Below are 24,382 nucleotides of genomic sequence, written 5' to 3' on the forward strand. Positions count from 1 at the left end.
GTCGGAGCGGGGAGGGCTCATGAGCGGCGTCGACACGGAGACCCTCGGCCTCGTCCTGGCCGCCTCGGCGGCCACCGCGCTGACGGTCATGCTGGTCACCTTCGCCATCGGCACCGCGAGACGTCTGCACCGGATCGTCGACATCGCCTGGGGCGTCGCCTTCGCCGCCGTCGCCGTCGTGGCCTGGATCCTCGCGGCCGGCCACGGCGACGACGTCCGCCGGACCGCCGTCGCGCTCGCCACCGTCGTCTGGGGACTACGGCTCGCGACCCACATCGCCCGCCGCGGGCGCGGTCACGGGGAGGACCCCAGGTACGCCCGGATGCTCGCCCGCGCCCGCGGCAACCCCACTCTCCACGCGCTGTGGAAGGTGTACCTCCTCCAGGGCGCCCTCGTGTGGCTCGTCTCCCTCCCCGTCCAGGTCGCGGTCCTGCTGCCCGGACCGCTGACGGCGACCGACTGGGCGGGCCTCGCCGTGTGGGCGGTGGGCCTCGCCTTCGAAGCGGTGGGGGACCGGCAGCTCGCCCGGTTCAAGGCCGACCCGGCGAACCGGGGCCGCGTCATGGACCAGGGGCTGTGGAGCTGGACCCGGCATCCCAACTACTTCGGCGACTTCCTCGTGTGGTGGGGCCTGTACCTCACGTCCTGCGCCACCTGGCGGACCGCCGCCCTCACCCTCGTCTCCCCGCTCGTCATGAGCGCCCTGCTGATCTGGGGCAGCGGAAAGCGGCTCCTGGAGGCCCATATGGCCGGCCGCCCCGGGTACGCGGCCTATCAGGCACGCACGAGCGGCTTCCTCCCCCGGCCTCCCCGCCCGCTGCCGGCCGCGGAACGGGTGGACGACGGCGCGACCGGGAGGTCGGTGCGCCCTCCACGTCCGTAGAGGAGGACGCCCTGTCAGCCTGCGGCATCTCCGGCCGGCTCTCCGTACAGCCGGGAGATCACGCCGATCGCCTCGCGCAGTCCGGTGGGACGCACCATGCCGGGAGCGGGCGGCCGGCCGAGCCAGCCGGGACCCGCGAGGAGGACCAGGGGGGCCGTGCGTGCTCCCCGGACACCGAAGGCCGTGGTCGCGACGTGCCGGGCCAGCGCGTGGTCGGCGGTGGACCTCGCCTGGGACCAGAGGGTGACGGCAGCCGGCCCGGACCGGCGCACCGCCGCGTCGAGGGCTTCCGCGGGCACGGCCGCGCCGAACATCCGCGTCGGCAGGCCCCTTTCCGCGAGTCCCGCGGCGAGTGCCTCGAGGGGCAGCGTGTGCTGCTCGGCGGGCACGCAGGCCAGGACGACCGGGGCGGTCGAGGAAGCGATCGCCGGTCCGGTCGAGGCGGCCCGCCGCAGCGCCGTGGAGACGTGCCAGGAGAGCAGGTGCTCCACCTCGACGTAGCGGTCGTCCGACGATTCCCACTTCCGGCCCACCGCGTGCAGCGTCGGGGCCATGACCTCCTCCCACGCGGTGACCAGCCCGTGTTCCGCGAGCACCTCCTGGAGCAGTCTTTCCATGGCCGGGGCGTCGAGGCGCACGGCGGCACGGGCGAGTCCGCGGCACTCCTGCCGTACGGCGCCCAGAGGAAGCCCGCTGCCGGGGCCGGCGCGCCCGGTTCCCGCCGGAGGCACGTCCTCCGCGGGCACGATCGAGCCCGCCTTCGCCTCGGGTACCGCCGCAGGGGCGTCGGCGGTCGCGTCGGGGACGGCCGTCTCCGCGTCGGTCCGGACCTGCTGGGCGGCCCGTGCCGCCTCGGCGGGCGGGACGCCCGACGCCGTGAGCCGGCACATCTCCTCGAGCATCGCGACGTCGGCGGGGCTCCACCGCCGGTGGCGCCCGTCCACCCGCGCGGCGGGTCCGATGCCGTACCGCTGGTCCCAGGAACGCACGGTGGTGGGGGAGACGCCCAGCCGCCGTGCCACGGCGCCCGTCGTGATCCCGTGGGCTGTGTCGGACATGTTCCCACCATACGATGCGGAATCGATGCGAAGGTCGGGCGTAGGCTCGTGAAGCGTTCAGGAGCCGGTCCCTCGGGGCCCGTGACCGGCAAGGTCCTCGAGCACCTCGCGGGCCGCACGCGCACCCGAGGCCAGCGCGCCCTGGAGCGAACCGGTGGCCCGGTGGTCCCCGCACACGTACCGACCGGGGGCGAACCGCGTGGTCCGTGACAGCGGGACGGGGCCGGCCATCGCGGGCAGCGCCTCGGGAACGGTGACGCGGTGGACGAGCTCCCAGTGGCCCGTGTCCGCGCCGTACACCTCGCCCATGGCCCGCAGGACCGCCGCCGTCTCCGCCGGGCCGGGGGAGCCGAGCACCGAAGTGGACACCAGGGCCCTGCCGTCGGGCGAGAACCCGGGCTGGACGGCGCTCAGGACACAGGTGTTCAGGAACCTGCGCCGGGAGTCGACGAAGAGGAGGGGTTCCGTCGTGGGCGGTTCGGCCGGGGCGTGGTAGAGCGTCGTGACCGTTCGGCCGTCCGGCACGCGGAGGCCCGGGAGCAGGTCGGCCGCGGCCCGTTGCCCGGTCGCGACGACGACGGCGCGGGCCCGCAGCGTGTCGCCGCCCACCACGGCGACCTCGCCGGGCGTCACGGCCGTGACGGGACAGCCGCTCCGCAGTACGTGTGGCGGCAGCCGGGAGGCCAGTTGGGCGGGAACCGCCCCGATCCCCTCGGCCGGCAGGGCGAGGGTGCCGCGGAGCAGGCTCCGCCACACCAGATGGAAGAAACGGGCCGAGGTCTCCAGCTCGTCCTCCAGGAAGACCCCGGAGAGGAAGGGCCGGAAGAAGGTCTCCACCAGCTCCGGTGACACACCGGCATCGGCCAGCGCCGTACGCGTGGTGCCGTCGGGGCCCCGCCGGAGCGCGGAAGCCGGTGCCAGCGCGTCCCGGGCCGTCAGCGCGGCGACGGCCGCCAGATCACGCGCCGACGCGAGCCTGCCGGGGAGAAGATCACGGATCTCCCGGAGCCTGCGGGTGGGGTCCGTGAACCGGCGGGGGCCGTTCTCCGTGTGCACGAGGACGCCGGGCGTGAAGGGCCGCAGCTTGAGCGCCTTCAGATCCAGCCGACGCCGGACCTGGGGATAGGAGGTGTTGAAGACCTGGAAGCCCCGGTCGACGGTGAATCCCTTGACGCGGTCGGTGCGCATCCGCCCGCCGACCGCCCCCGCCGCCTCCAGCAGCCGCACGCGCAGGCCGGCCGCGCACAGGTCGGCCGCGCAGGCGAGCCCGGCGGCCCCGGCCCCGATGATCACCACGTCGTACCGCCCGGCATGCGACGTGCCCATGGCGACACCTCCTCTTCGTCCCTGGCGCGGTGGCGCTCGTCCGCCGGACGGGTGCCTGCCTGCGCCCCCGGCCCGACGGTGTCCGTCACCTTCGACTTCCGGGCGCGAGGGCGGCGCGGATGCAGCAGGGGCTCGTGGTGGGTGAGGTGCTCCCGGTGTCACATCAGCAGCGAGCCGGGATCCCTGACCAGAGGGGCGGTGCCCACCGAGTTGCTGACGTTGAAGGTGACGCTTCCCGCGCGGTAGCGGTCCTCGGTCCATTCGATCGGGCGGCCGTCCTGGTTGCTCGTCAGGTGGCGCTGTCGCAGCAGCGGGCTGCCCCGGCGGACGCGGAGCAGACGGGCGTCGTCGCTCCCGGCGGGGACGGCGTCGATGAGGTGCTCGCCGTAGTGGGCGATGATCCCCGCGTCCTCGGCCATGCTGTCCATGATGGAGGCGCAGTCGACGGGCAGGGACTCGACGCTGGGCGCGACCCACTCCGCGTACGCGGTGCGTTCCACCATCACCGGTTCGTCGTCCAGGCAGCGCAGCCGCAGGACGTCCAGGACCGCGGCGCCCTCCGGGAGCCCGAGGCGGCGTGCCTCCTCGGGCGTGGCCCGGCGGCGCTCCCGGTGGAGGAACCGGCTCGCCGACCGGTAGCCCATCGTGCGGGCCCACTGGGCGAAGCTGTGGAGCTCGGCGAAGCTGTGCCGGCGTTCCCGGCGGAGCACGATGCGCCGGGCGCCCTGCCGGGAGCCGATGATGCCCTCCGCGGTGAGCACGGCGACGGCCTGGCGCACCGTACCGCGTGAGGCGGACCAGCGGTCGGCGAGGTCGCTCTCGGAGGGCAGGCGGGCGCCGACGGGGTACTCGCCGTTGAGGATCGAGCGGCGGAGTTCCTCCGCGATCTCCACGTAGAGCGTCGTCACAATGCCCCCATCTCGTCCTTGGCTGTGCGCAGCACGTCACGGCGCGTGCGGTCCCGACACCCACCCTAACCCGCCGATCAGGCACCGGATCGCTCTGCTGGTTCACCTCAAGTCCACGGACGTCACCCGTGGTTCACGGCACCCGGCTCTTCCGGGAGGCGACCGGATTCGGTCATGTCCCGTTCATTTTCCGGACAGGAAGCGCAGGCGAACTAAGGGCGGCTTGTTCAGACAAGTTCCGCCCCTCGCTTCAGTCGCTCCATTTGCTTCTGGGAGAAACCCGTGCGCAGAACCCCCGTCCGCGGCGCCGCATTCCTGCTCGGCGCCGTCGTCCTCACCACCGTCACCGCCTGTGGTGCCGCTCCCGAGGGCGCCGCCGGCGCCGAGGGCGCGAAGTCGGCCACCGCGGCGTCGGCCAAGGACTTCGGAGGCATGGACGCCCTCGTCAAGGCGGCGAAGCAGGAAGGCGCGCTGCACGTCATCGCGCTGCCGCCGGACTGGGCCAACTACGGCGAGCTGATCAAGGCGTTCGAGACGAAGTACGGCATCAAGGTCGAGAGCGAGAACCCGGACGCCGCCAGCGCCGACGAGATCGCCGCCGTCAAGTCCCGCAAGGGCCAGAAGCGTGCCCCCGACGTCCTCGACCTGGGCATCGCCTTCGCCCGCAGCGGCGCCGAGGAGGGTCTCTTCGCCCCGTACAAGGTCGAGGCCTGGGACAAGATCCCCGAGGCGCAGAAGGACGCCGACGGCCGCTGGTACAACGACTACGGCGGCTACGTCTCCATCGGCTGCGACGCCAAGCGGATCCCGAACTGCCCGAAGACCTTCGCGGACCTCCTCAAGCCCGAGTACAAGGGCAAGGTCGCCCTCAACGGCAACCCGACCAAGTCCGGTTCCGCCTTCGGCGGCGTGTACGCGGCCAGCCTCGCCAACAAGGGCTCCTTCGCGGACATCCAGCCCGGCATCGACTTCTTCGGCAAGTTGAAGAAGAGCGGCAACTTCATCCCCGTCGAGTCCACCCCCGCCACGGTCGAGAAGGGCGAGACGCCCATCAGCATCGACTGGGACTACCTCAACGCCGGCTACGCCGACCAGTTCAAGGGCAAGGGCGTCGACTGGCAGGTCGCCGTCCCGACCGACGGCGTGTACGCCCAGTTCTACTCCCAGGCCCTCAATAAGGACGCCCCGCACCCCGCCGCCGCCCGCCTGTGGATGGAGTTCCTCTACAGCACCGAGGGCCAGAACCTCTGGCTCAAGGGCTACGCCCGCCCCGTCCTGCTGCCGGCCATGACCACCGACGGCACCGCCGACAAGACGCTCCTGGCCAAGCTCCCCAAGGTCGAGGGAACCCCCTCCTTCCCGGCCTCCGCCGAGCTCGACAAGGCCAAGGCCACCCTCGCCGAGAAGTGGGACAAGGCCCTCTCCTGATGTCCTCAGCCACCCCCACCAAGGGAACCGCCGGCGGCACCAGCCGCCGGCGGCGCGGCCCCCGCACCTGGCTCGCCGCCCTCCCCCTGATCGCCTTCACGGCCCTCGCCTTCGGACTGCCCCTCGGCGCCCTCCTGTTCGGCGCCGTCACCCGCACCGATCCGGCCACCGGCGCCACCGCCCTGACCGGCGAGCACCTGAGCCGCTCGCTCCAGGGCCCCTACCTCGGCTCCCTCGTCGGCAGCGTGCAACTCTCCGCGCTCACCGCCCTGATCGGCTCGGTCCTCGGCGTCCTCATCGCCCAGGCCGTCGTCACCTCCCGCTCCCAGGCCCTGCGCAGCGCCGTCCTCACCGCCTCCGGCGTCCTCGCCAACTTCGGCGGCGTCCCCCTCGCGTTCGCGTTCATCGCGACCGTCGGCATCTCCGGCGTCGTCACCCAGCTCGCCGACCTGACCAGCCTCGGCTGGAACCTGTACTCCTTCGGCGGCCTCGCCGTCGTCTACCTGTACTTCCTCATCCCCCTCATGGTCCTCGTGATCATGCCCGCCCTCGACGGCCTGCGCCCCCAGTGGCGGGAGGCCGCGCAGAACGCGGGCGCCGGCGGGTGGCAGTACTGGCGCCACGTCGGCATCCCGGTCCTCGCGCCCTCGCTGCTCGGCGGGTTCGTGCTGCTCTTCGGCAGCGCCTTCGCCGCCCACGCCACCGCGGCGGCCCTCGTCGGCGGCTCCGTACCGCTGGTCACCCTCAAGATCGCCGACGCCCTCTCCGGCAACGTCATGGTCGGCCAGGAGAACGTCGCCCTCGCCCTCGGCCTCGACATGATCCTGATCGCCGGCCTGGTCATGGCGATCTACCTCCCCCTCCAGCGCAGGAGCGCCCGATGGCTGCGATGACCCCCACCGCCCCGGACGTCACCCCGGAGTCCGGGACACGCCCGGCGGCCCGGTCCACCGCACCCGTACGGACCCGGCGCCGCCCCCGCGTGTGGCGTGGCCTCGTCCTCGGCCTCGGCGGCGCGTACTTCCTCGTCCCGCTCGTCGCCTCGTTCGTGTTCACCGTGCACACCCCCGGCCAGGGCGTCTCCTTCGAGGCGTACACCGCGCTGCTCTCCGCCGACGGGTTCACCGAGAGCCTGCTGCTCTCCCTCGGCCTCGCCGCCGCCACCATCGCGCTGTCCCTGCTGCTCGCGGTGCCCGCCCTGGTGGCCGTCCGGCTCGGCGCGCCGCGCCTGCGGCCGGTCGTCGAGGTGATGTGCATGCTGCCGCTCGTGGTGCCGCCGATCGCCCTCGTCACCGGCATCAGCACCGTCCTGCGCTGGGGCCCCGACCACCTGTCGCGGACCCCTCTCTACCAGACGTTCCTCGCCGTCCAGAACGAGGACTTCCCCTTCGTCCTGGTCCTCGCGTACACCGTCATGGCCCTGCCGTTCGTGTACCGCTCCCTCGACGCGGGACTGCGCGCCGTCGACGTCCCCACGCTCGTCGAGGCCGCCCGCAACTGCGGAGCCTCCTGGCCGTACGTCATGCTCCGCGTGATCCTGCCCAACCTGCGCTCCTCGCTCGCCGGCGCCGCCTTCCTCACCCTCGCGCTCGTCCTCGGCGAGTTCACCACCGCCTCGATCCTCGGCTTCCGTCCCTTCGCCGTGTGGATCGTCTCCATCTCCGGAGCCCAGGCCCGCATGTCGGTGGCCGTCTCCCTCCTGAGCCTCCTCATCACCTGGGCCCTGCTCCTCGTCCTGTCCCGGGCCGGAACCGCCCCGACCGGCACGCCCGGAGCCCCCCGCACCTCCCGCAAGGAGTCCTGACCCATGACCTCTGCCACAGCGGAACGGACGGAGTCCACCGCCGCCACCGGGGCCCGCGTCGAATTCCGCGGCCTGCGCCGCGCGTTCGGCACCACCACCGCCCTCGACGGCCTCGACCTGACCGCCGAACCCGGCGAACTCCTCGCGCTCCTCGGCCCGTCGGGCTGCGGCAAGACCACCGCCCTGCGGGTCCTGGCCGGCTTCGAACGCCCCGACTCCGGCGAGGTCCTCGTGGACGGGGCGGACATCACCCACGTACCGGCCAACCGCCGCGACGCCGGCATGGTCTTCCAGTCGTACAGCCTCTTCCCCAACCTCACCGCCCGCGACAACGTCGCCTTCGGCCTCCGCGTCCGCAAGGCCAGGACGGCCGAGCGCCACGCCCGCGCCGCCGAACTCCTCGACCTCGTCGGCCTTCCCGAGCACGGCGACCGCTACCCGCACCAGATGTCCGGCGGCCAGCAGCAGCGCGTCGCCCTCGCCCGCGCCCTCGCCCTCCGGCCCCGCGTCCTGCTCCTGGACGAGCCGCTGTCCGCGCTCGACGCCAAGGTCCGGCTCAGCCTCCGCGAGGAGATCCGACGGCTCCAGCTCTCCCTCGGCATCACCACCGTGTTCGTCACCCACGACCAGGAGGAGGCGCTGTCCATGGCGGACCGCGTCGCCGTCCTCAACGCCGGGAAGCTGGAGCAGTGCGCCGCCCCGGCCGAGCTGTACCGCCGGCCCGCGACCGCCTTCGTCGCCGAGTTCGTCGGCACCATGAACCGCCTCCCGGGCCACCTCACCGACTCCGGACAGGTGGAGGCCGCGGGCAGCCGCCTCCCCGTCGACGGAGACGTCCCCGACACCCGCGACGTCGAGGTGCTCGTCCGCCCCGAGAACATCACCGTGACCGCCGACACCGAAGGCGAGGCCGTGATCGTCTCCACGTCCTTCTTCGGCTCCGTCACCCGCGTCCACCTCGACCACCGCGGTACGACGGTCAAGGCCGACCTCCCGTCGCGCGACGCCGGCGACCTCACCCCCGGCACCCGCGCCACCGTCGGCATCGCCCCGCACCCCGCACTCGTCGTCCCGAGGGCGGAGCGGTGAGCGGACTCGCCGCCGTCCTCTTCGACATGGACGGCACCCTCGTCGACACCGAGGTCCTGTGGTGGGAGGTCGTGGAGGAGATCGCCGCCGGGCTCGGCCACCGGCTCACCGAGACCGACGCGCCCGAGGTCGTCGGACGCGCCGTCGAGGACACCGCCGCCCACCTCGTACGCACCACCGGCGCGAGCGACCCGGACGGTGTCGCCACGGCACTGACCACCGCCTTCCAGAAGCGCGTCGACGAGGGCGCCCCGATGCGCCCGGGAGCGGACCGCCTCCTCGCCGAACTGGACCGGGCCGGCCTGCCGTTCGCGCTGGTCAGCGCCTCGCCCCGCTCGGTCGTCGACTCGGTCGTCGGCGGCGCGCTCGCGCACGTCCCCTTCGCGCTCACGCTCTCCGCCGACGACACCGTACGGACCAAGCCGCACCCCGACCCGTACCGCGCGGCCGCCGAGCGGCTCGGCGTCCCCACGGAGGCGTGCGTGGCCGTCGAGGACTCCCCGGACGGAGCGGCCTCGGCCGACGCCGCAGGCTGTGCCGTCCTGGTCGTCCCCTCCCTCCTGCCGGTGCCGCCGGGCCCCGGCAGGATCTTCGCCGAAAGCCTCGAGGACGTGACCCTCGACAGCCTGCGCCGCCACGTCCACGACGGGGCGGCAGCCAGAAGCGCAGTGAAGGGCTGATCCGAACACGCGCGCCGGGCCCGTTCCAGGATCGAGCGATCCAGGAACGGGCCCGCGCCCTTCTCCGCCGGTCAGCCGGCCGTACGGGCGAAAAGCCCGGGCTCGTACGAGCCGCCCAGGGTGCGCACGATCACGGCCATCCGGGTGGCCGCGTTGATCAGCGCCACCACACAGACCAGCGCGCCGACCTGGTCGTCGTCGTAGTGCTTGCGCACCTCGGCCCAGGTCTCGTCGGACACGCCGTGCTCGCCGAGCCGCGTGCCCTCCTCGGCGAGCGCGAGCGCCGCCCGCTCCGCCTCGGTGAACACGGTGCTGTGCCGCCAGGCGGCGACCAGACTCAGCCGTACGGCCGACTCGCCCTCGGCCGCGGCCTCCTTCGCGTGGGCGTCCACGCAGAATCCGCAGCCGTTGATCTGACCGACCCGCAGCTGCACCAGCTCCCGCAGGGACTTCGGCAGCGTCGACTCCTCCAGCGCCAGGGAGGCGTTGTAGAACCGCTTGGCGACCTTCGCGGCGGTGGGGCTGTCGAACAGGTTGAAACGGGGTTCCATGACGTCGTCCTCATCCGTGATGCCGTGCGCCGTCGCACGGGGTGACCACAAGACGCCGCCGCCCCCGTCCGTGTGACGGCACGGCACTGTGGCCTGGATCACCGGAACCGGGTGTCACGGAACGGCGCCGGCCGGCGTCTCGTGCACGGCGCACACGAGAGCGAACGGGCGGGAGCGGGCGATGAACGACCGAAAGAGGGACGATGCGGCGAGGCAGGACGGGACGCGTGACGTCACCGAGGCGTTCGTCGCCCACCGCAGACTGCTCTTCACCGTCGCCTACGAGATGCTCGGCTCCGCCGCCGACGCCGAGGACGTCCTGCAGGAGACCTGGCTGCGCTGGGCGGGCGTCGACCCCGGCACCGTACGCGACCAGCGCGCGTACCTCGTCCGGATCACCACCCGCCAGGCGCTGACCCACCTGCGCACGCTCGGCCGCCGCAAGGAGTCCTACCTCGGCCCCTGGCTGCCCGAGCCGCTGCTGACCACGCCCGACGTCGCCGAGGACGCCGAACTGGCCGACAGCGTCTCGATGGCGATGCTGCTCGTCCTGGAGACCCTCACCCCGACCGAACGGGCGGTGTTCGTCCTGCGCGAGGTGTTCGACCTGGGGTACGACGAGATCGCCGAAGCCGTCGGGAAGACACCGGCCGCCGTCCGCCAGATCGCCCACCGGGCGCGGGCCCACGTCGCCGCGCGCCGGCCGCGCGGCGTCGCCTCCGCCGCGGAGACCCGCCGCACCGTCGACGCGTTCCGCCGCGCGGTCGAGACGGGCGACCTGCGACGCCTGCTCGACGTCCTCGCGCCGGACGTCGTCCTGCTGACCGACGGCGGCGGGGCCGTACGGGCCGCCCTGGCGCCCGTCGTGGGCGCCGACGAGGTGGTACGGGTCCTGGGCAGGATCGCCACCGTGGCGGTACTCGAGCCCGCCGGGATCAACGGCGATCCGGCGCTGATCGTCCGGCTGGACGGGGAGATCGACACCGTCCTCGCGATGCGCGTCGACGACGGCCTCATCACCGGCCTCTACGCCGTGCGCAACCCCGAGAAGCTGTCGTACCTGGCAGGCGAGACCGCCCTGAGCCGCTGAGGGCCCCGGCGAGCGCCCCGACTGTCCCCCCTCACCTCTCCTTCCTATCCTGGAGGAAGGAGAGGTGAGGAGGGCCGCCGATGGCCGCCGTCGCCGTGCACAGTGCCGTCCTGGGGGAGGGGCGCCCGACGCTTCCGTACGCGGAGGCCGGCAGTCCGGGGGGCGTACCGCTCGTCCTGGTGCACGGCTATCTGGACTCCTGGTGGACGTTCGAGCCGCTGCTGCGCAGCCTGCCTCCCGGCCTGCACGCGTACGCCCCCACCCAGCGGGGCCACGGCGACGCCGACAAGCCGCCCGACGGCTACCTGCCGGAGGACTTCGCCGAGGACCTGGTCGCCTTCCTGGACAGCGTGGGCATCGAGCGGGCCGTACTGGTCGGAGGATCGAGCGGCGGGGTGCAGGCCCGCATCGTCGCGGGCCGCCGACCGGACCGCGTGGCCGGCCTCGTCCTGCTCGGCGTCCCGGCGACGCTCGCCGACAAGCCGCAGGCCGCCGCGTTCTGGGAGACCGTGCGGGAGTTGCGGGACCCCGTGGATCCCGCACTCGCCGTGGACTTCGCCGACGGTCTGACAACGACCCCGGTGGCACGCGGCTTCCTGAAGACCGTCGCCGACGAGAACATCAAGGCCCCGGCCCACGTCTGGCGCGAGACTCTGCGCGGACTCCTGGAGACCGACCTCCGGGCCACCCTGTCCGGGATCCTCGTGCCCACCCTGGTCGTCTGGGGCGACCGGGACCCCCTCCTGACCCGCGAGGACCAGCAGACGATCCTCGACACGATCCCCGACTCCCGCCTCCTGATCTACGAGGGCGTGGGCCATGTCCCGTACTGGGAGGCCCCGGAGCGCGTACTCCGGGACCTGACGGCCTTCATGGCCGACCGTATGTGAGGACGACGCCTGCGCGTCAGGACCGGTCCGCGCTCGTCAGGGCGTCGGTGACCAGGCGGGTGGCGAAGTCCTCGTCGTCGGTGATCCGGTTGATGACCTCCGCCAGGAGGAACGCGGTGGCCTCCAGGGCGTTCATCTCGTCCCGGGTCCAGTCCCCGTACTGCTGACGCCACAGGCTCGGGCTGAGGCCGGTGCCCGCCGCGATGGCCAGGCCGGCCATGGTGGGGACGGCCGCGGGCCGGATGCTCCTCGACATCCGGAGCATCGTGGTCACCAGGTTGGGCACGACGTACTCGACCACGTCCTTGTCGTGCTCCTCGCAGGCCAACCGCAGCCACTTCATGTACATGAAGATGATCGTGCACACGCCGTCGAGCAGGTCCTGGGCCCCCGTGGGCCCCAGGGACGCGGTGAACTGCTCGTCCAGCCTGCGCCGTTCGGGGTCGATCTCGGTCCTGCCGTCGTAGATGGCCTTGAGCCGGGAGTCGACCAGCATCATCGCCGCACTCACATCACCGGCGGGGGCGTACTGGGGGTCGCAGGACGATGGCACAGGATTCTCCTCGTATGACAGCGGCCGGCGGCATGGTATGCCGATACGCTAGACCGCTGACCTGCCCGGGGTCCGGTAAATCCCGAGGAAAGCCCCTGAGGGGTGACATCGGCCGGAAGTCCGCACCGCTCGCCGCGTCGTGGGCATAGCGTGGTGCGGCATGACGGTACTGATCGTCGGCGGCAGTGGTCATCTCGGCACCGAACTCGCCCGCCAGGGCAGTGCGGCGGGCCGGGACACGGCCGCCACCTTCCACTCGCGCCCGGGTGAGGCGCCCGGGGTGACGTGGCATCGCCTGGATCTGCGTGATCCCACCCGCCTGCGGGAGCTCCTGGACGTGGTGGAGCCCAGCGCGGTGATCAACGCGAGCAGCGGCGGGGCGGACTGGGCGGTCACCGCCGAGGGCGGCGTGCGTCTGGCCCGGACGGCCGCGGAACGGGGCATCCGGCTGGTGCACGTCTCCACCGACGCCGTGTTCGCGGGCCGCCCCGACCCGTACGACGAGACCTGTGAGCCGGACCCGGTCAGCCCGTACGGGGCGGCGAAGGCGACGGCCGAGACCGCCGTGCGGCTGCTGTGCGCGGACGCGGTCGTCGCACGGACCTCGCTGATCGTCGGCGACGGCCGGTCCGAGCACGAGCGCAGGGTCCACCACCTGGTGGCGGGCACGCGTCGCGGAGCCCTGTTCACCGACGACGTCCGCTGCCCCGTCCACGTAGGGGACCTGGCCGCCGCGCTCTGGGAACTCGCCGGGTCCGACGCGACCGGCGTCTTCCACCTGGCAGGCCCGGAGGCCGTCACCCGACACGAACTCGGCACGCTCATCGCGCGGAGGGACGGCCTCGACGCCTCACGCCTCGCGACCGGCCGCCGCGCCGACACGGACCTGCCCGGCGGCCTCCGTATCGTCCTCGACGGCCGTGCGACCCAGCGCCGGATCGGCACCCGCCTCAGGGGAGTCCGGGAGTTCCTCGCCGGATGAGGTCATGCCGTCCGCGGCTCAGACCTCGGGCAGGGAGGGATCGGGTGTCCACGGCTGTGGGGCGCTGACGGCCCAGCGCTCGTGGTCGCGCCACTCCCCGTCGATGTAGAGGTAGGCGGGCGAGACCCCTTCGAAGCGGAAGCCGAGCCGCTGGACCAGGGCCAGGGACGCCTTGTTCCCCGGCTGGATGCAGGCCTCCAGGCGGTGGAGCCGCAGTTCGGTGAAGGCGTACTGAAGGGTCAGGGCGACGCCCTCGGTCATGTACCCGGACCCGGCGGACGGGGCGAAGGCCGCGTAGCCGAGGGACGCGCCCTGGTAGCGGCCCCGGATGACCGAGTTGATGTTGACCATGCCGGCGGCCTCGCCGGTCTCCCGCACGCGTATCAGGAAGCCCAGGTTGCTGCCGTCGTCGAAGCGGTGCATCCAGTCCTGGAACTCCGCCGCGGTCGCGGGCAGCTGCATCCACGGATGGTGCAGCGTCGAGCTGGCCCGCACGAGCGTGCAGAACTCGTCCTGGTCGGAGTGCGTGAGCGGGTGCAGTGCCACCCGTGGCGTCGTCGTGGGCATGCACCCACGTTAGGGCACGTGTCACTCCCCGCCCGGAGATCCCTTCCTCCAGAAGGTGCGGGAGAAGACCTTCTGCGCGTGCTTGTTCTGTTCGTTCCTCAAGGCGTTCCCGAACCGTGGCCGGCCGGAGGCCTGGCGGGTGAACAGGTCGGCATCCTGGGCCAGTCCGGCCTGGGCCAGGGCGATCGCCAGATTCACCTGCTCGGCCACCTCCCAGCCGTCCACGACCGTCTCGACGATCCGGACGACGACGCTCTCGGCCCGTGGCTGACTGGGGTGGTCGAGGTGGTGGAGCCGCTTGAGCAGCAGTACGAGGCCTCCCGGGTCCCGGCTGCCGGCGCAGCCTCGCGCCACCGCGTCGACAGCCGGGAAGAGACGGGCGGCGGCCAGCGCGAGCAGGAGGGGCGCCATCTCCGGCCCGGGGGCCGCGCACGCCCGGTCGTACAAGGCGGACTCCCGCATCACCTCGGCGTCCGACACGGCCAGGACCTGGAGGAAGAGCCCCGCGTATCCGGTCGGCCGCTGCTCCACGGTCTGCTGGAACACCGTCTCGGCCAGCGACGGAAGGCCACCGCGATCCAGGGACGTCAGCAGATACGCGGCCCGCTCGGGACTGCCCGAAGCGGAGACCATCTCCACCACCGCCTCGGCACCGGGGTACACATCGTCCAGGTAGCGGAAGAGGAACCGCGTCGACTCGACCGAAAGACGCATGGCGCCCATCAAGGCCTGCGAGGCCTGCGAGAAGCAGTCCATGCTGTAGAGGGCGGCGATCAGGCCGGCGATCTCGTCGACCTGCCAACGCTCCACGGCGCGATCCACGATCTCCGCCGAGGCGGCGCCGTATCCCGCCTGCACCAGACACCTCACCAGGGACAGCACGTGGGACACCCCCCGGTCCTGTGTCGCCGCGAGGATCCGGTCGGCGTCCTCGGTCAACCCCCTCGCCGTGAAGCACTCGACGGTGGTGACGACGTCCTTCGCCGCACCGCGGTCCGCCACCGCGTCGTGCAGGGACCGGGCGTGTCCATCACGGCCCGCGTTGCGCAGGGCGACGGTGAGCTCCGCCAGCTCCTGCGCGCTGCGGTGACCCGCGGCAAGACCCAGCGCCGACAGGGTCGCCGGCTCGACCTCGGTGCCGGCGGCCCACACCACGACGGCGACCACGTCGGTCACCGTGCGCACGACGAAGGCGGCCGCGAGCAGGCTCTCCGCCAGCTCGCCCAGCTGATCCCGGTGCAGACCGAGACAGAGACCGATGATGTCGCACGGCGCATGCAGCTCGACCGACGACCGCAGCAGCGTCGCCACCCCGTCCTCGAAGCCCGCCCGGTGCAGAGCGGCGGCGAGCGCGGCCGTCTCCGCCACGGGCCGTGTCATCACGAGGGCCGGAACCGCCGTCTCCGCATGGGCGTGGAGACCGGCCTGCCGTAAGCCCGAAAGCAGCGCCGCGACCTCCTCGACCCGGCGGGAACGGCTCGCCGACGACACGAGCTCCCGCGCCATCGCCTGCTGGGTACGGGCCTCCAGATCACCCACGACCGCGACCAGTTCCGCGACGGAGGCGGTACGGTCGGCCGCCTCCAGCGCGGCCATCAACGACGACGCGCCCTCACCCGGACGCTCCAGCTCGGCGAGCGCGTCGAGCTCGGTCTCCAGACGATGGCACTGCTCCTCCGCCGCGATCAGCTCGGCCCTCGTGACGGCGAGCGCCTCCTGCAGGAAGAGCACCTCCTGACGCAGGTCGCCGCACTCGCTCTGCAGCTGCTCGTACTCGCCCTCCCACAGCGCCACATCCGCCCGATGGGCCGACTGCTGCTCGTCCAGCTTCAGTTCGAGGTTCTCGCAGCGCCGCAGCGAATCGGAGAGACTGCGCTCCCGGTCGAGCAGGGCCTCCTCCAGAGCGCGTTGCCGCGTCCTGATGCGACGGCTCTCCTCGTCGACGTCGGCCAGTTCGTCCTGCAGCTCCTGCAACTTGCCGCTGCGGCGGTTCGACTTCAGCGCCGTCCGGTGCGTCTCCCGCAGCGCGGCCTCGGCCTGGGGCGTCAACGGCGCGGAGACCTCCCGGACCGTGCCGACCAGGTCGGCGACGAACTCCCACGGCGGAACGCGCTCGCCGTTGAGGTAGCGGGTCACGGAACTCGCGTCGAGATGACGGCGCGCGGCGTACCGCCGGACGCTGATGCCCAGCGCACCGAACAACGCTCGAAGATCCTCGGCCAGCGCGCGCTTCTCGGCGGGCAGGCTGTCCTTCAGCGCGGCCAACTGCGCCGGCTTCCGCCGCCGGTCGGGATTCGCATCCGTCATCTCGACTGTCCTGTCAGGCATTCCCGCAGTATCCGTCGCGCGACAGGGATGCGTCCTGGTGCGGGTGTTGCCACCTGAGTCGGCAACACGACCGCCGGCCGCGTCCCCGATGCCACCTCCAACCGGCAACACCGCAGCTCCCCCTTCCGCCTCACGCCCGGGCAACGATGGTCGCCACACACCACGAGCCGGGATCGTCGCCAGACGAGGACCCGGCGGACCCAGGAGGACCAGGAATGACCGGCACCGGCGACGTCGCACGCGAGCAGCCCAGCACACCCGTGTGGCGTCGCCTCATCCTGCAAGCCGCGATCGGCGCCGCGGGCGCCGCCGGATCCGCGGCCGTGACGTTTCTCGTGTACTGGCTTCAGCACCGATGACCGGCACGGCCTCGGTGCCTCAGCCGAGCTCCGCCTGAGGGTCGGCGGGGATGTCGAGCCGCTCGGCAAGGCTGGTCAGGGCGGCTCCGAGGGGGAGGGCGATACGGGAGAGGGCGTGCCGGTCCCCGCGGGTCGGGTCCCGGTTGATGATCAGGACCGGGGTCCCGGCCTCGGCCGCCTGGCGGACGAAGCGGAGCCCCGACATCACCGTGAGCGAGGAACCGAGAACCAGCAGCGAGGCCGCCTCGCGGACCAGGGCGCGGCAGTGCTCGACGCGCTGGGGCGGGACGGCTTCGCCGAAGAACACGACATCGGGCTTGAGGACCCCGCCGCAGTTCGCGCACGGCACCACACGGAAGTCGCCGACCTGCTCGTCGGTGAGGTCGGCGTCACCGTCCGGGTTGATGCCGGCCGCCACCGGCTCGAAGCCCGCGTTGGCCTCCTCCAGGCGTGCCGCGAGCTCCCGGCGCGGACTGTACGTGCCGCAGGACAGGCAGACGACCCGCGCCAGGCTGCCGTGGAGCTCCACGACCCCTCCGCTGCCGGCGGCCTGGTGCAGACCGTCGACGTTCTGGGTGATCACGCCCGAGAGCAGCCCGTGCCGTGCGAAGGCGGCGACGGCCCGGTGCCCGGCGTTGGGCAGGGCGCGACCGAAGGTGCGCCAGCCGAGATGGCTGCGCGCCCAGTACCGCCGCCGGGCCTGCTCGCTGCCGGTGAAGTCCTGGTAGGTCATCGGAGTGTGCCGGCTGAGGCTTCCGCCCTCGCCCCGGTAGTCGGGGATGCCGGACTCCGTGGAGATCCCGGCACCGCTGAGCACCAGCACACCGCCGGCCTCCAGCGCGTCGGAGACCGGCCCCAGGTCCGTCGTACCCGGTGGCAGGTCCTCGTCCGGCGTCCAGCTCAAGGTGGGGCGCATGCGCATGCGGCCAGGGTACGGAAGGGGCGACCCGTACGCGTTCCGGCGGGATGGGGGTGACGGTTTGCGACAGGGCTGTCACAGGTCTCGGCCGTCGCTTGACCGCCACCCGGAGCGGAAGGCCAGAGTGTCCGGATGTCCGAGACCTGTGTGATCTTCGATATCGGCGGCGTGCTGGAGTTCACGCCGGAAACCGGATGGGTGGAACGGTGGGAGGAGCGGCTGGCGCTGCCCCACGGCACCGTGAGCGAGCGGATGCGGGACGTGTGGGCGGCCGGCAGCGTCGGCGCCATCGGCGAGCACGACGTGCACGCCGAGGTGGCGTCACGCCTGGGCCTCGACGGCCCCCACGTCGAGGCCTTCATGGCCGATCTCTGGGCGGAGTATCTGGGGAACCCGAACAACGAGCTCATCGACCACGTCCGAGGACTGCGCGGACGGTGCAGGCTCGGCATCCTGAGCAACAGCTTCGTCGGCGCCCGGGAGCGGGAGACGGAGCTGTACGGCTTCGACGAACTGGTCGAGCGGATCGTCTACTCGCACGAGATCGGCATCGAGAAGCCCGACCCGCTCGCCTTCGAAGCCGTGTGCGCCGCCCTGGGCGTGCGGCCGGAGAGCTGCCTCTTCGTCGACGACGTCGCGGTCAACGTCGAGGCGGCCCGGGCGGTGGGCATGCAGGCCCATCTGTTCGAGGACAACGCCCGGACCCTCACCCGTATCGCGGCGCATCTCGACGCCGGACGACCCGTCAGTTCATGAGGAGCAGCCGGGTCCGGGAGACGAGCTTCCGGTTGACGCTGGTGCTCTGCACGAAGATGGTGAACTCGTCGTTGTGGTCGGGCCTGACCCGCGTCTCCACGTCCGGCAGGCCCAGCAGGGCCCGGGCCTGGGGCCCCGTGTAGACCCGGTCCGTCGTCTTCTCGAGGACCGCTATCTGCTTGCGGGCCTGGATCTTCTCCGGCTTGCTCAGCTGGTAGAAGGCACAGCCCGTGCGGTACGTGTGCCCGGACTCGACGACCCATTCCCGGATCGCCACGTCACGGGCCACCGGGAGCAGCTGGTACTCCGACGGGTCCGCCGGCGTGAGCCCGGCCGCCTTGATCGTGTCCTTGTTGACCGCTTCCGCGCCCGTGGAGAACACCGCCCGCGATCCACGGATGCCCTTGGTGCGGCCCACCATGAACTTCTCCGTGGCCTCGCGGATGACCTGACCGGCCTCCTCCAGGCCCTGGGTGCTCGTGGCGTCCCAGATCGCGATGTTCTCCTTCGGGAAGCCGCAGTTCATCGCCTCGCGCTTGCCCATCTGGTCGGGCACGAGGACGGCGAGGGTCCAGTTGTCCTCCTGGGCCGCGACCATCTCGGCCATGGCCTTCACCAGATCGCGCGGCTTGCCGGAAGGGGCGTCGGGGCAGCGGTGACTGGCGTTCTCCTGGCCGTCGGTCAGGACGAACGTCAGGAAGCTGTGGTCACCGTACAGCTGGGCGGTCTGCGCCAGCTCCCGCTGCGACTTCAGCGAGGCCGCGAGCAGAGCCGTCATGCCGCCGACCCGGTACAGCTGCTTCAGCGACGGCATCCGCAGCACGTCCTTGTCGTAGATGACGCACTCCACCTTGTCGGCGAACACGTACACCGTGACGCGGGTCTCCTGGTCGAGCTCCCTCGACCGGCGGGCGAGATAGGCGATCTGCTGGTCCGCGACCTCCACGACCTTGCGGCTCAGGTGCGACATGGACGAACTGGCGTCCAGGACAAGGGCGACGTGGTTGATGTAGTTCTGCGCTCCGGACAAGACAGTTTCCCCCTCTTTCCGTCTGGTGTTCCCACCGTCTCACCCAGCACTGACAATCGGTCCTGGCTCCCGGAGGGGGGCGGGAGGGCCGTCACTCGGGGCGGCTGAAGCGGTGTGCCGCCCACAGCAGGGCGAGTGCGCCGCCGGTCAGGAGGAGGGCCGCTTCGAGCGGCAGGGGCGGCTGCCGGCCGGCCCATTCGATACCGGCTGCGGCCGCCTGGTCCGGCACCCGCAGGGCGATGGTGCGGCGGAGCAGGTCGACCGCGTACGCCAGGGGGTTGACGTCGGACAGGACGCGGGCCCAGGCGGGCAGGGCCGTGAGCGGGAAGAAGGCGCCGGAGAGGAACAGCAGCGGCATCATCACCAGACCCATCAGCGTGTGGAACGTCTCGGGCCTGCGCAGGGTCACCGCCAGGGCGAGGGCGAGGGCGGTGATGGCGAAGGACGCCAGGATCATCCCGGCAAGGAGCAGGATCAGGAGGAGCGGGTCGTAGGGCAGGCCCGCCACGCCGGCCAGACTCAGCAGGACGGCGCCCTGCACGGTGGCCGTCAGGGTGCCCCCGGCGCAGCTGCCCAGGAGCAGGGTGGAGCGGTGGACCGGGGCCATCAGGAGCTCGCGCAGGTAGCCGCTCTGCCGGTCGGTGATCAGCCGGATGCCGACCATGAAGGCGGGCGTCTGCACGGTCATCATCAGCATGCCGGGGAAGAGGTACGTCCGGTAGTCGACGCCCAGGGACGACTGGGGGATGAGCGCGGCAAGCCCGCCTCCGAGGATCAGGAGGTAGAGCACGGGGTGGATCAGCATCATCGCCGTATGGGTGCGCTGACCGGTGAGGCGCAGCAGATCGCGGTGGACCAGGGCGTGGACGGCACGCAGTTCGCGCCGCAGCCGGGTGGCCCGTCCGTCGTCGGCGGCCTCCGGGGACGTCCAGGCGAGGGCGGTCATCGGTCACCTCCGGTCCGCGTCGCGGCCGCGGCCGCCCGGCCGGGCTGTGCGGCGCCGATGCTGCGCCCGGTGTGGTGGAAGAACACGTCGTCGAGCGTCGGCGGGGTCGCCGAAGCGGCGTTCACGGCGATGCCGAGCGCTTCGAGCGCCGCGCACAGGCGGGGGATCCAGGCGCTGCCGCCGGGCAGCCGCAGGGAGATGCCGTCAGCGTCGACGCTGACGGCGCGGTCGGGCGGGGCCAGGCGTCGTACGACCTCCTTGGCCGCGACGTCGTCGTCGGTACGCAGCACGACCCGGTCGTCCCCGATCGCGGCCTTGAGCGCGAGGGGCGTGCCCTGGGCCACCAGCCGTCCACGGTCGATGATGGCGAGGCGGTCGCAGTTCTCCGCCTCCTCCAGGTAGTGGGTGGTGACGAAGAGGGTGCTGCCGTGCCGTTCGCGCAGCGCACGCAGATGTTCCCAGACCTCGGCCCGGGCATGGGGGTCGAGTCCGGTGGTCGGCTCGTCGAGGAACAGCACCCCGGGGGCGTGCAGCAGCTGGCGGGCGATCTCCAGCCGGCGCCGCATGCCGCCGGACAGTGTCCGTACGGGGGAGCGGCGCCGGTCGGTCAGCCCGGCGGTCTCCAGGACCTCGGCGGTGCGCCGGCGGGCGTCGCGGCGGGGAAGGCCGTAGAGGCGTGCGTGGATGTGGAGGTTCTGCTCGGCCGTCAGATCGGGGTCCACCGCGCTGTGCTGGAAGAGCATCCCTACCCGCCGCCGTACCAGATGGGGCTGGGTGAGGACGTCGGCGCCGGCCACCGTGGCCCGACCCGAGGTGGGGCGGGCCAGCGCGCACAGCAGGGAGATGGTGGTGGACTTCCCCGCGCCGTTGGGTCCGAGGAAGGCGAACGTCTCGCCGCGCCGCACGTCCAGGTCGAGGCCGCTCACGGCGTGGGTGGTCGTGCCGTCCGGTCCCGGATAGCTCTTGACCAGACCGCGCGTGCTGATGGCGCACGCGGGCTCGGGCGGGTCGTCCGCGGCGGGCGTACGCGCGAGGGCGGCCGTCCTGAGGGCCGTCGGGGCGAGATCGTCTTCACCGGCGTGTCGTTGCATGGGGTGCCGTCCTCGTCTACGGGTCGGCCGGCCACCAGGGAGGCGTGGCCGGCCACGCGTTCCGGTCGTGGTTCCGGCCGGCGGCTGCCCGGGACAGCCGCCGGCCGGATGGTGTGCCAGGCTTAGGCGCAGCTGATGCCGATGCAGACCGTGTTGAGGAGCGTCAGCAGGCCGATGCACTCGCACGTCGCGGCGAACGCCGCTCCGTCAGCGCCCACCGGGTCGGTCTCCGGGAGGGCGTGGAGGCGGGCCAGCAGCTCGAGGTCCTGGTTCTCCATGGGATTCTCCTTCTTCTGTGAGATGGCGGCAGCACTCTTCTGCCGCTCGACCCGGCATCCGGACCATCCGGCACCGGGAGTCTGTGGGGCGCTACCGGCCGGCAGCGCTTCCGGCCGCTCAGCTCTGCCGTGCGACCATCCAGTGCCGGGGGCCGGCGTGACGGAGCCGCAGGAGGAAGGCGAGGATTCCGGCGGAACCGTCGCTCCAGCTGGTCGACACGTCCCCGTACTCGTTGGGGAAGACCACGTGGCCCCGGCGATGGGCCCTCTCGGCCAGGAGGAGGCCGGCCAGTTCCTCGGCCATGTCCCGGTGGACGGGGTCTCCCGTGGCCTCGGCCAGGTCGAGGAGGAAGTCGCCGTTGCCCGCGAGGCCGTGGCACTGGGTGAGGGCGGAGCGGGAGGCGCGTTCCATGACGGCGTGCGCGCTGCGGCGGGCCGGGTCTCCGAACCTGTCGTCCCCGGTGACCTGCCACAGCCGGACGAGGAAGGTGCCGATGCCGGCCGCGCCGTGGCACCAGTACGCGGCCGTGGGCACGTCTCCGGACTGGGCGGGCCACTGCGCTGCTTCGCCCGTGCGTACGGCGTCGGCGACGAGGAACTCGCCGACCTCCAGGGCCAGTTCCCTGTGCTCGGGGCGTTTCGAGAGGTCCGCGGCGGCGAGGAGGAAGCACCCGATGCCGGACGTCCCGTGGGCGAAGCCGAGGTAGCGTTTGCCGCCCTCCGGGGAGTCCGCCTCCGCGGGGACCGCCCAGCCCACCCCGGACGGCTCGCGCCGGACGGCGGCGGTCAGCCGGTCGGCCGCGTCGACGGCGAGGTCGGCGAAACGCGTGTCACCGGTGCGCTGCCACAGGTGGAGGGCGGCGAGCCCGCTGCCCGCCGTGCCGTGCGTGATGTCGTGATGAGGCGTCACCAGCTGGGGCGCCAGAGCCAGCTCCACCGCGTGGTCGACGAGCCGCCGGTCGTCGACGGCGCGCCCGGCGTCGTACAGCGCCCAGGCGGTGCCGAGGCCGCCGAAGTGGAGGCCCGGGCGTGGGGAGCGGGTGTCGGTGCGGTCCGCGATCCAGTGACCCGCCGTGGAGAGGAGTCCGGGCAGGCGTGGATCGCCGGTGACCTCGAAGCACCTCGTCAGGACGGCCAGGACACCGGCCGCGCCCTGCTGCACGGTGCAGGGGTCGCTCTCCCCGGCCTGCGTCGACACGGGCCACAGGCGGTCGTCTCCCGGAGTCATCGACTCGACGAGGTGGTCCACGAGCCCGGCCACCGCGTCATCCACCGCGGCGCCGGTGGAAGACCCCGGCCGTACGGAGGGCTCGGCCGCGCTCTGGGGCCGCGAAGCCTGCTCCGCCCGCCGCAGCGCCTCGCGGGCCCTGTGCGGGTCCCACCGCTCGGCGGGATCGTCCCGCATCAGCCCCAGGATCATGTCCACCACACCGTCCGGCAGCCGAAGCGGCCGGGTGCAGGCCGTGAGCCATGCGGCGAGCCGCTGCTCGGTCGGCGTACCGGCGGGCTCCTCGGCCAGGAGGTTCGGGACCTTCCCGGCAAGGACGAAGCACACGGTGGCGCCGAGGCTGTAGTAGTCGGCCGAAGGGCGGACGGGCGCGTCGGCCAGGCGCTCGGGCGCACTGAAACCGGGCGTCCCCACACGGCTCGGCAGAGCGTCCTCGTCCTCGTGGACCGCGAGCTCCAGATCGATCAGGCGCAGTTCCCCGTCCGGGCGGACCATCACGTTGCCCGGAGTGAAGTCCCGCAGGACCAGGCCGCGGGCGTGCGCCGCCGCCACCAGGTCCACCAGGCGCCCGACCTGCGCCAGCGCGTCGGCGCGGTAGTGCTCGCCACCCACGTCACGGAAGTGCTCGGCCACCCAGGTGCGCAGCGTCACGCCCGGCACCTCGTCCTGGGCCAGGAACAGATGACCCCCGTGCTCGAACAACGCCAGCGCTTCCGGAGCCAGCCCAGTGCCGCTGAGCCTCTCCAGCGTCCGGGCCTCGCCGCGCAGCCAGTCCCGGACGTCGCCGCCGGAGGCATCGCCCTCCACATGGGGCCGGGCCTCCTTGATCACCACGCCCGCACCCGTACGGGCATCGCTGCCCCGGTACACGCCGCCCTTGTTCGTCTGCCGGATCGCCTCGCGTACCGCGAAGCGCCCTCCGAGCACCACCGGACGGCTCGTCGCCTCCCCGCCGCGCGGCGCCGCAGGCACCGTGGCGGGGAACGGACAGACGGCCCAGGACGGCGGGGAGTAGTGGCCGGTGCGCTTGTCCTCCACGGGGTTGCCGTCGGGGTCCTCGATGAACCACACCAGCAGACCGTCCTCCGACAGCCGGCGCCGTCCGACGAAGGCGCCGTAGCGGTAGTGCACCAGACTGCGTACGGCATAGGGCTGGTCGGACAGGATCCGCGGCCCTGCCAGCCCTGCCGTGGCCGCGTGCAGCTCCTGGGCGAGCCCGGCCGCCTCGGCGTCGGAGCGCGGATAGACGGTGATGAACTTGCCCGAGCTGCCCCGCGGGGTCGCCCGGGAGTTCAGTGCGCCGACTTGCTCGAGGGAACGGGCGAACTTGAACCCCGACTGCTCCCGCAGCAGCACGCGCAGCGCCCTGGTGAGGACCGCCGGCGCGGAGGCGGACGTGGCCGACACGTGCAGCTTCCACCCCTGCGTGCGCCGTGTCCCGGCCACGGGCGCGACCCGGCACCAGGTCTCGTCCGCCTCGACCGCCCAGCGCGCATCCGTACCCATGGCGTGCAGCGCCTGACGGAGAAGGTTCTCCAGATCAACTTCGGTCGTGTGGCTCGTCATTGCGTGTCCCTCTCAACGGCTTGAACCGCCGAGGGGAAGGTGCCCGGTGACATAAACGGACCAACACACGCG

24 protein-coding genes are annotated in these 24,382 nt (G+C 72.5%); 11 read left to right on the top strand and 13 right to left on the bottom strand.

All coding sequences use genetic code 11. The features are described 5' to 3' along the window. Positions 1-19: 19 nt before the first annotated feature. Positions 20-883, top strand: a complete 864-nt coding sequence (locus ACFYX3_RS10470) for a DUF1295 domain-containing protein (protein WP_389010721.1) — start codon at positions 20-22, stop codon at positions 881-883. Positions 884-897: 14 nt separating this feature from the next. On the opposite strand, the gene ACFYX3_RS10475 is transcribed toward ACFYX3_RS10470, so the two are convergent. The 3 genes from ACFYX3_RS10475 to ACFYX3_RS10485 form a co-directional block, all read right to left on the bottom strand. Next, complete coding sequence (locus tag ACFYX3_RS10475) at positions 898-1,941, bottom strand: MerR family transcriptional regulator (RefSeq protein WP_389010724.1); 1,044 nt, start codon at positions 1,939-1,941, stop codon at positions 898-900. Between the two features lie 57 nt (positions 1,942-1,998). Further along, positions 1,999-3,267, bottom strand: a complete 1,269-nt coding sequence (locus tag ACFYX3_RS10480) for an NAD(P)/FAD-dependent oxidoreductase (protein WP_389010727.1) — start codon at positions 3,265-3,267, stop codon at positions 1,999-2,001. 158 nt (positions 3,268-3,425) lie between these two features. Next, a complete protein-coding gene (locus tag ACFYX3_RS10485) occupies positions 3,426-4,175 on the bottom strand; it encodes a GntR family transcriptional regulator (RefSeq protein ID WP_389010730.1) in 750 nt (249 codons plus the stop codon). Positions 4,176-4,490: 315 nt separating this feature from the next. Between ACFYX3_RS10485 and ACFYX3_RS10490 the strand changes: the two genes are divergently transcribed. Genes ACFYX3_RS10490 through ACFYX3_RS10510 form a run of 5 tightly spaced genes read left to right on the top strand, consistent with a single transcriptional unit; the run spans position 4,491 to position 9,176 of the window. Then, entirely contained in the window at positions 4,491-5,603 is a 1,113-nt protein-coding gene (locus tag ACFYX3_RS10490) for an ABC transporter substrate-binding protein (protein WP_376587037.1), read from the top strand. Beyond that, the gene (locus ACFYX3_RS10495; RefSeq protein ID WP_376586873.1) at positions 5,603-6,496 is read left to right on the top strand and encodes an ABC transporter permease; all 894 of its coding nucleotides are present in this window, start codon (positions 5,603-5,605) and stop codon (positions 6,494-6,496) included. The genes ACFYX3_RS10490 and ACFYX3_RS10495 overlap by 1 nt, the downstream gene beginning before the upstream one ends. Continuing rightward, on the top strand, positions 6,484-7,407 hold the full coding sequence (locus ACFYX3_RS10500; RefSeq protein WP_181924740.1) for an ABC transporter permease: 924 nt from the start codon (positions 6,484-6,486) through the stop codon (positions 7,405-7,407). The genes ACFYX3_RS10495 and ACFYX3_RS10500 overlap by 13 nt, the downstream gene beginning before the upstream one ends. A 3-nt stretch (positions 7,408-7,410) precedes the next feature. Then, positions 7,411-8,496: an ABC transporter ATP-binding protein gene (locus ACFYX3_RS10505; protein WP_389010735.1), complete on the top strand. Its 1,086-nt coding sequence runs from the start codon at positions 7,411-7,413 to the stop codon at positions 8,494-8,496. Beyond that, positions 8,493-9,176, top strand: coding sequence for an HAD family hydrolase (locus tag ACFYX3_RS10510; protein WP_382656747.1), 684 nt, complete (start codon positions 8,493-8,495; stop codon positions 9,174-9,176). The genes ACFYX3_RS10505 and ACFYX3_RS10510 overlap by 4 nt, the downstream gene beginning before the upstream one ends. 71 nt (positions 9,177-9,247) lie before the next feature. Here ACFYX3_RS10510 and ACFYX3_RS10515 read toward each other — a convergent pair whose 3' ends face one another. Continuing rightward, positions 9,248-9,727, bottom strand: a complete 480-nt coding sequence (locus tag ACFYX3_RS10515; protein ID WP_389010739.1) for a carboxymuconolactone decarboxylase family protein — start codon at positions 9,725-9,727, stop codon at positions 9,248-9,250. A 181-nt stretch (positions 9,728-9,908) separates the two neighbouring features. On the opposite strand from ACFYX3_RS10515, the gene ACFYX3_RS10520 reads away from it, so the two are divergent. Together ACFYX3_RS10520 and ACFYX3_RS10525 are read left to right on the top strand one after the other, a co-directional pair. Continuing rightward, entirely contained in the window at positions 9,909-10,817 is a 909-nt protein-coding gene (locus ACFYX3_RS10520) for an RNA polymerase sigma-70 factor (protein ID WP_389010742.1), read from the top strand. Positions 10,818-10,897: 80 nt separating this feature from the next. Next, positions 10,898-11,707 (top strand): alpha/beta fold hydrolase, encoded by an 810-nt coding sequence (locus ACFYX3_RS10525; protein ID WP_389010745.1) that lies wholly within the window; start codon positions 10,898-10,900, stop codon positions 11,705-11,707. A gap of 16 nt (positions 11,708-11,723) precedes the next feature. Here the strand turns inward: ACFYX3_RS10525 and ACFYX3_RS10530 are convergent, their stop codons facing one another. Next, positions 11,724-12,260 (bottom strand): hypothetical protein, encoded by a 537-nt coding sequence (locus tag ACFYX3_RS10530; protein ID WP_116163419.1) that lies wholly within the window; start codon positions 12,258-12,260, stop codon positions 11,724-11,726. A 160-nt stretch (positions 12,261-12,420) separates the two neighbouring features. On the opposite strand from ACFYX3_RS10530, the gene ACFYX3_RS10535 reads away from it, so the two are divergent. Next, positions 12,421-13,242, top strand: coding sequence for an SDR family oxidoreductase (locus tag ACFYX3_RS10535; RefSeq protein ID WP_389010748.1), 822 nt, complete (start codon positions 12,421-12,423; stop codon positions 13,240-13,242). An 18-nt stretch (positions 13,243-13,260) separates the two neighbouring features. Here the strand turns inward: ACFYX3_RS10535 and ACFYX3_RS10540 are convergent, their stop codons facing one another. Next, complete coding sequence (locus ACFYX3_RS10540; RefSeq protein ID WP_389010751.1) at positions 13,261-13,809, bottom strand: GNAT family N-acetyltransferase; 549 nt, start codon at positions 13,807-13,809, stop codon at positions 13,261-13,263. 21 nt (positions 13,810-13,830) lie between these two features. Next, positions 13,831-16,116, bottom strand: a complete 2,286-nt coding sequence (locus ACFYX3_RS10545) for a hypothetical protein (protein WP_389010754.1) — start codon at positions 16,114-16,116, stop codon at positions 13,831-13,833. A 236-nt stretch (positions 16,117-16,352) separates the two neighbouring features. Here ACFYX3_RS10545 and ACFYX3_RS10550 point away from each other — a divergent pair, with 236 nt between their 5' ends. After that, entirely contained in the window at positions 16,353-16,496 is a 144-nt protein-coding gene (locus ACFYX3_RS10550; RefSeq protein WP_181924741.1) for a hypothetical protein, read from the top strand. A 19-nt stretch (positions 16,497-16,515) separates the two neighbouring features. Here ACFYX3_RS10550 and ACFYX3_RS10555 read toward each other — a convergent pair whose 3' ends face one another. Beyond that, positions 16,516-17,418, bottom strand: a complete 903-nt coding sequence (locus tag ACFYX3_RS10555; RefSeq protein ID WP_389010758.1) for an NAD-dependent protein deacetylase — start codon at positions 17,416-17,418, stop codon at positions 16,516-16,518. Positions 17,419-17,547: 129 nt separating this feature from the next. On the opposite strand from ACFYX3_RS10555, the gene ACFYX3_RS10560 reads away from it, so the two are divergent. Next, a complete protein-coding gene (locus ACFYX3_RS10560; RefSeq protein WP_389010761.1) occupies positions 17,548-18,171 on the top strand; it encodes an HAD family hydrolase in 624 nt (207 codons plus the stop codon). Here the strand turns inward: ACFYX3_RS10560 and ACFYX3_RS10565 are convergent. The 5 genes from ACFYX3_RS10565 to lanL form a co-directional block, all read right to left on the bottom strand. Continuing rightward, on the bottom strand, positions 18,161-19,201 hold the full coding sequence (locus ACFYX3_RS10565) for a vWA domain-containing protein (protein ID WP_389010764.1): 1,041 nt from the start codon (positions 19,199-19,201) through the stop codon (positions 18,161-18,163). The two genes, ACFYX3_RS10560 and ACFYX3_RS10565, sit on opposite strands and share 11 nt — an antisense overlap. 91 nt (positions 19,202-19,292) lie before the next feature. Continuing rightward, positions 19,293-20,147: an ABC transporter permease gene (locus ACFYX3_RS10570; protein ID WP_389010767.1), complete on the bottom strand. Its 855-nt coding sequence runs from the start codon at positions 20,145-20,147 to the stop codon at positions 19,293-19,295. After that, positions 20,144-21,238, bottom strand: coding sequence for an ATP-binding cassette domain-containing protein (locus tag ACFYX3_RS10575; RefSeq protein WP_389010770.1), 1,095 nt, complete (start codon positions 21,236-21,238; stop codon positions 20,144-20,146). The genes ACFYX3_RS10570 and ACFYX3_RS10575 overlap by 4 nt, the downstream gene beginning before the upstream one ends. A gap of 122 nt (positions 21,239-21,360) precedes the next feature. Then, the gene (locus ACFYX3_RS10580; protein ID WP_181924742.1) at positions 21,361-21,516 is read right to left on the bottom strand and encodes a VenA family class IV lanthipeptide; all 156 of its coding nucleotides are present in this window, start codon (positions 21,514-21,516) and stop codon (positions 21,361-21,363) included. Positions 21,517-21,634: 118 nt separating this feature from the next. Next, positions 21,635-24,310 carry a class IV lanthionine synthetase LanL gene (gene lanL, locus ACFYX3_RS10585; RefSeq protein WP_389010773.1) on the bottom strand — a complete coding sequence of 892 codons (2,676 nt, stop codon included), beginning with the start codon at positions 24,308-24,310 and terminating at the stop codon, positions 21,635-21,637. Positions 24,311-24,382 lie beyond the last annotated feature (72 nt).

Origin of the sequence: Streptomyces sp. NPDC002463, from assembly GCF_042889835.1 — a bacterium.
GTDB classification, from domain to species: domain Bacteria; phylum Actinomycetota; class Actinomycetes; order Streptomycetales; family Streptomycetaceae; genus Streptomyces; species Streptomyces nymphaeiformis.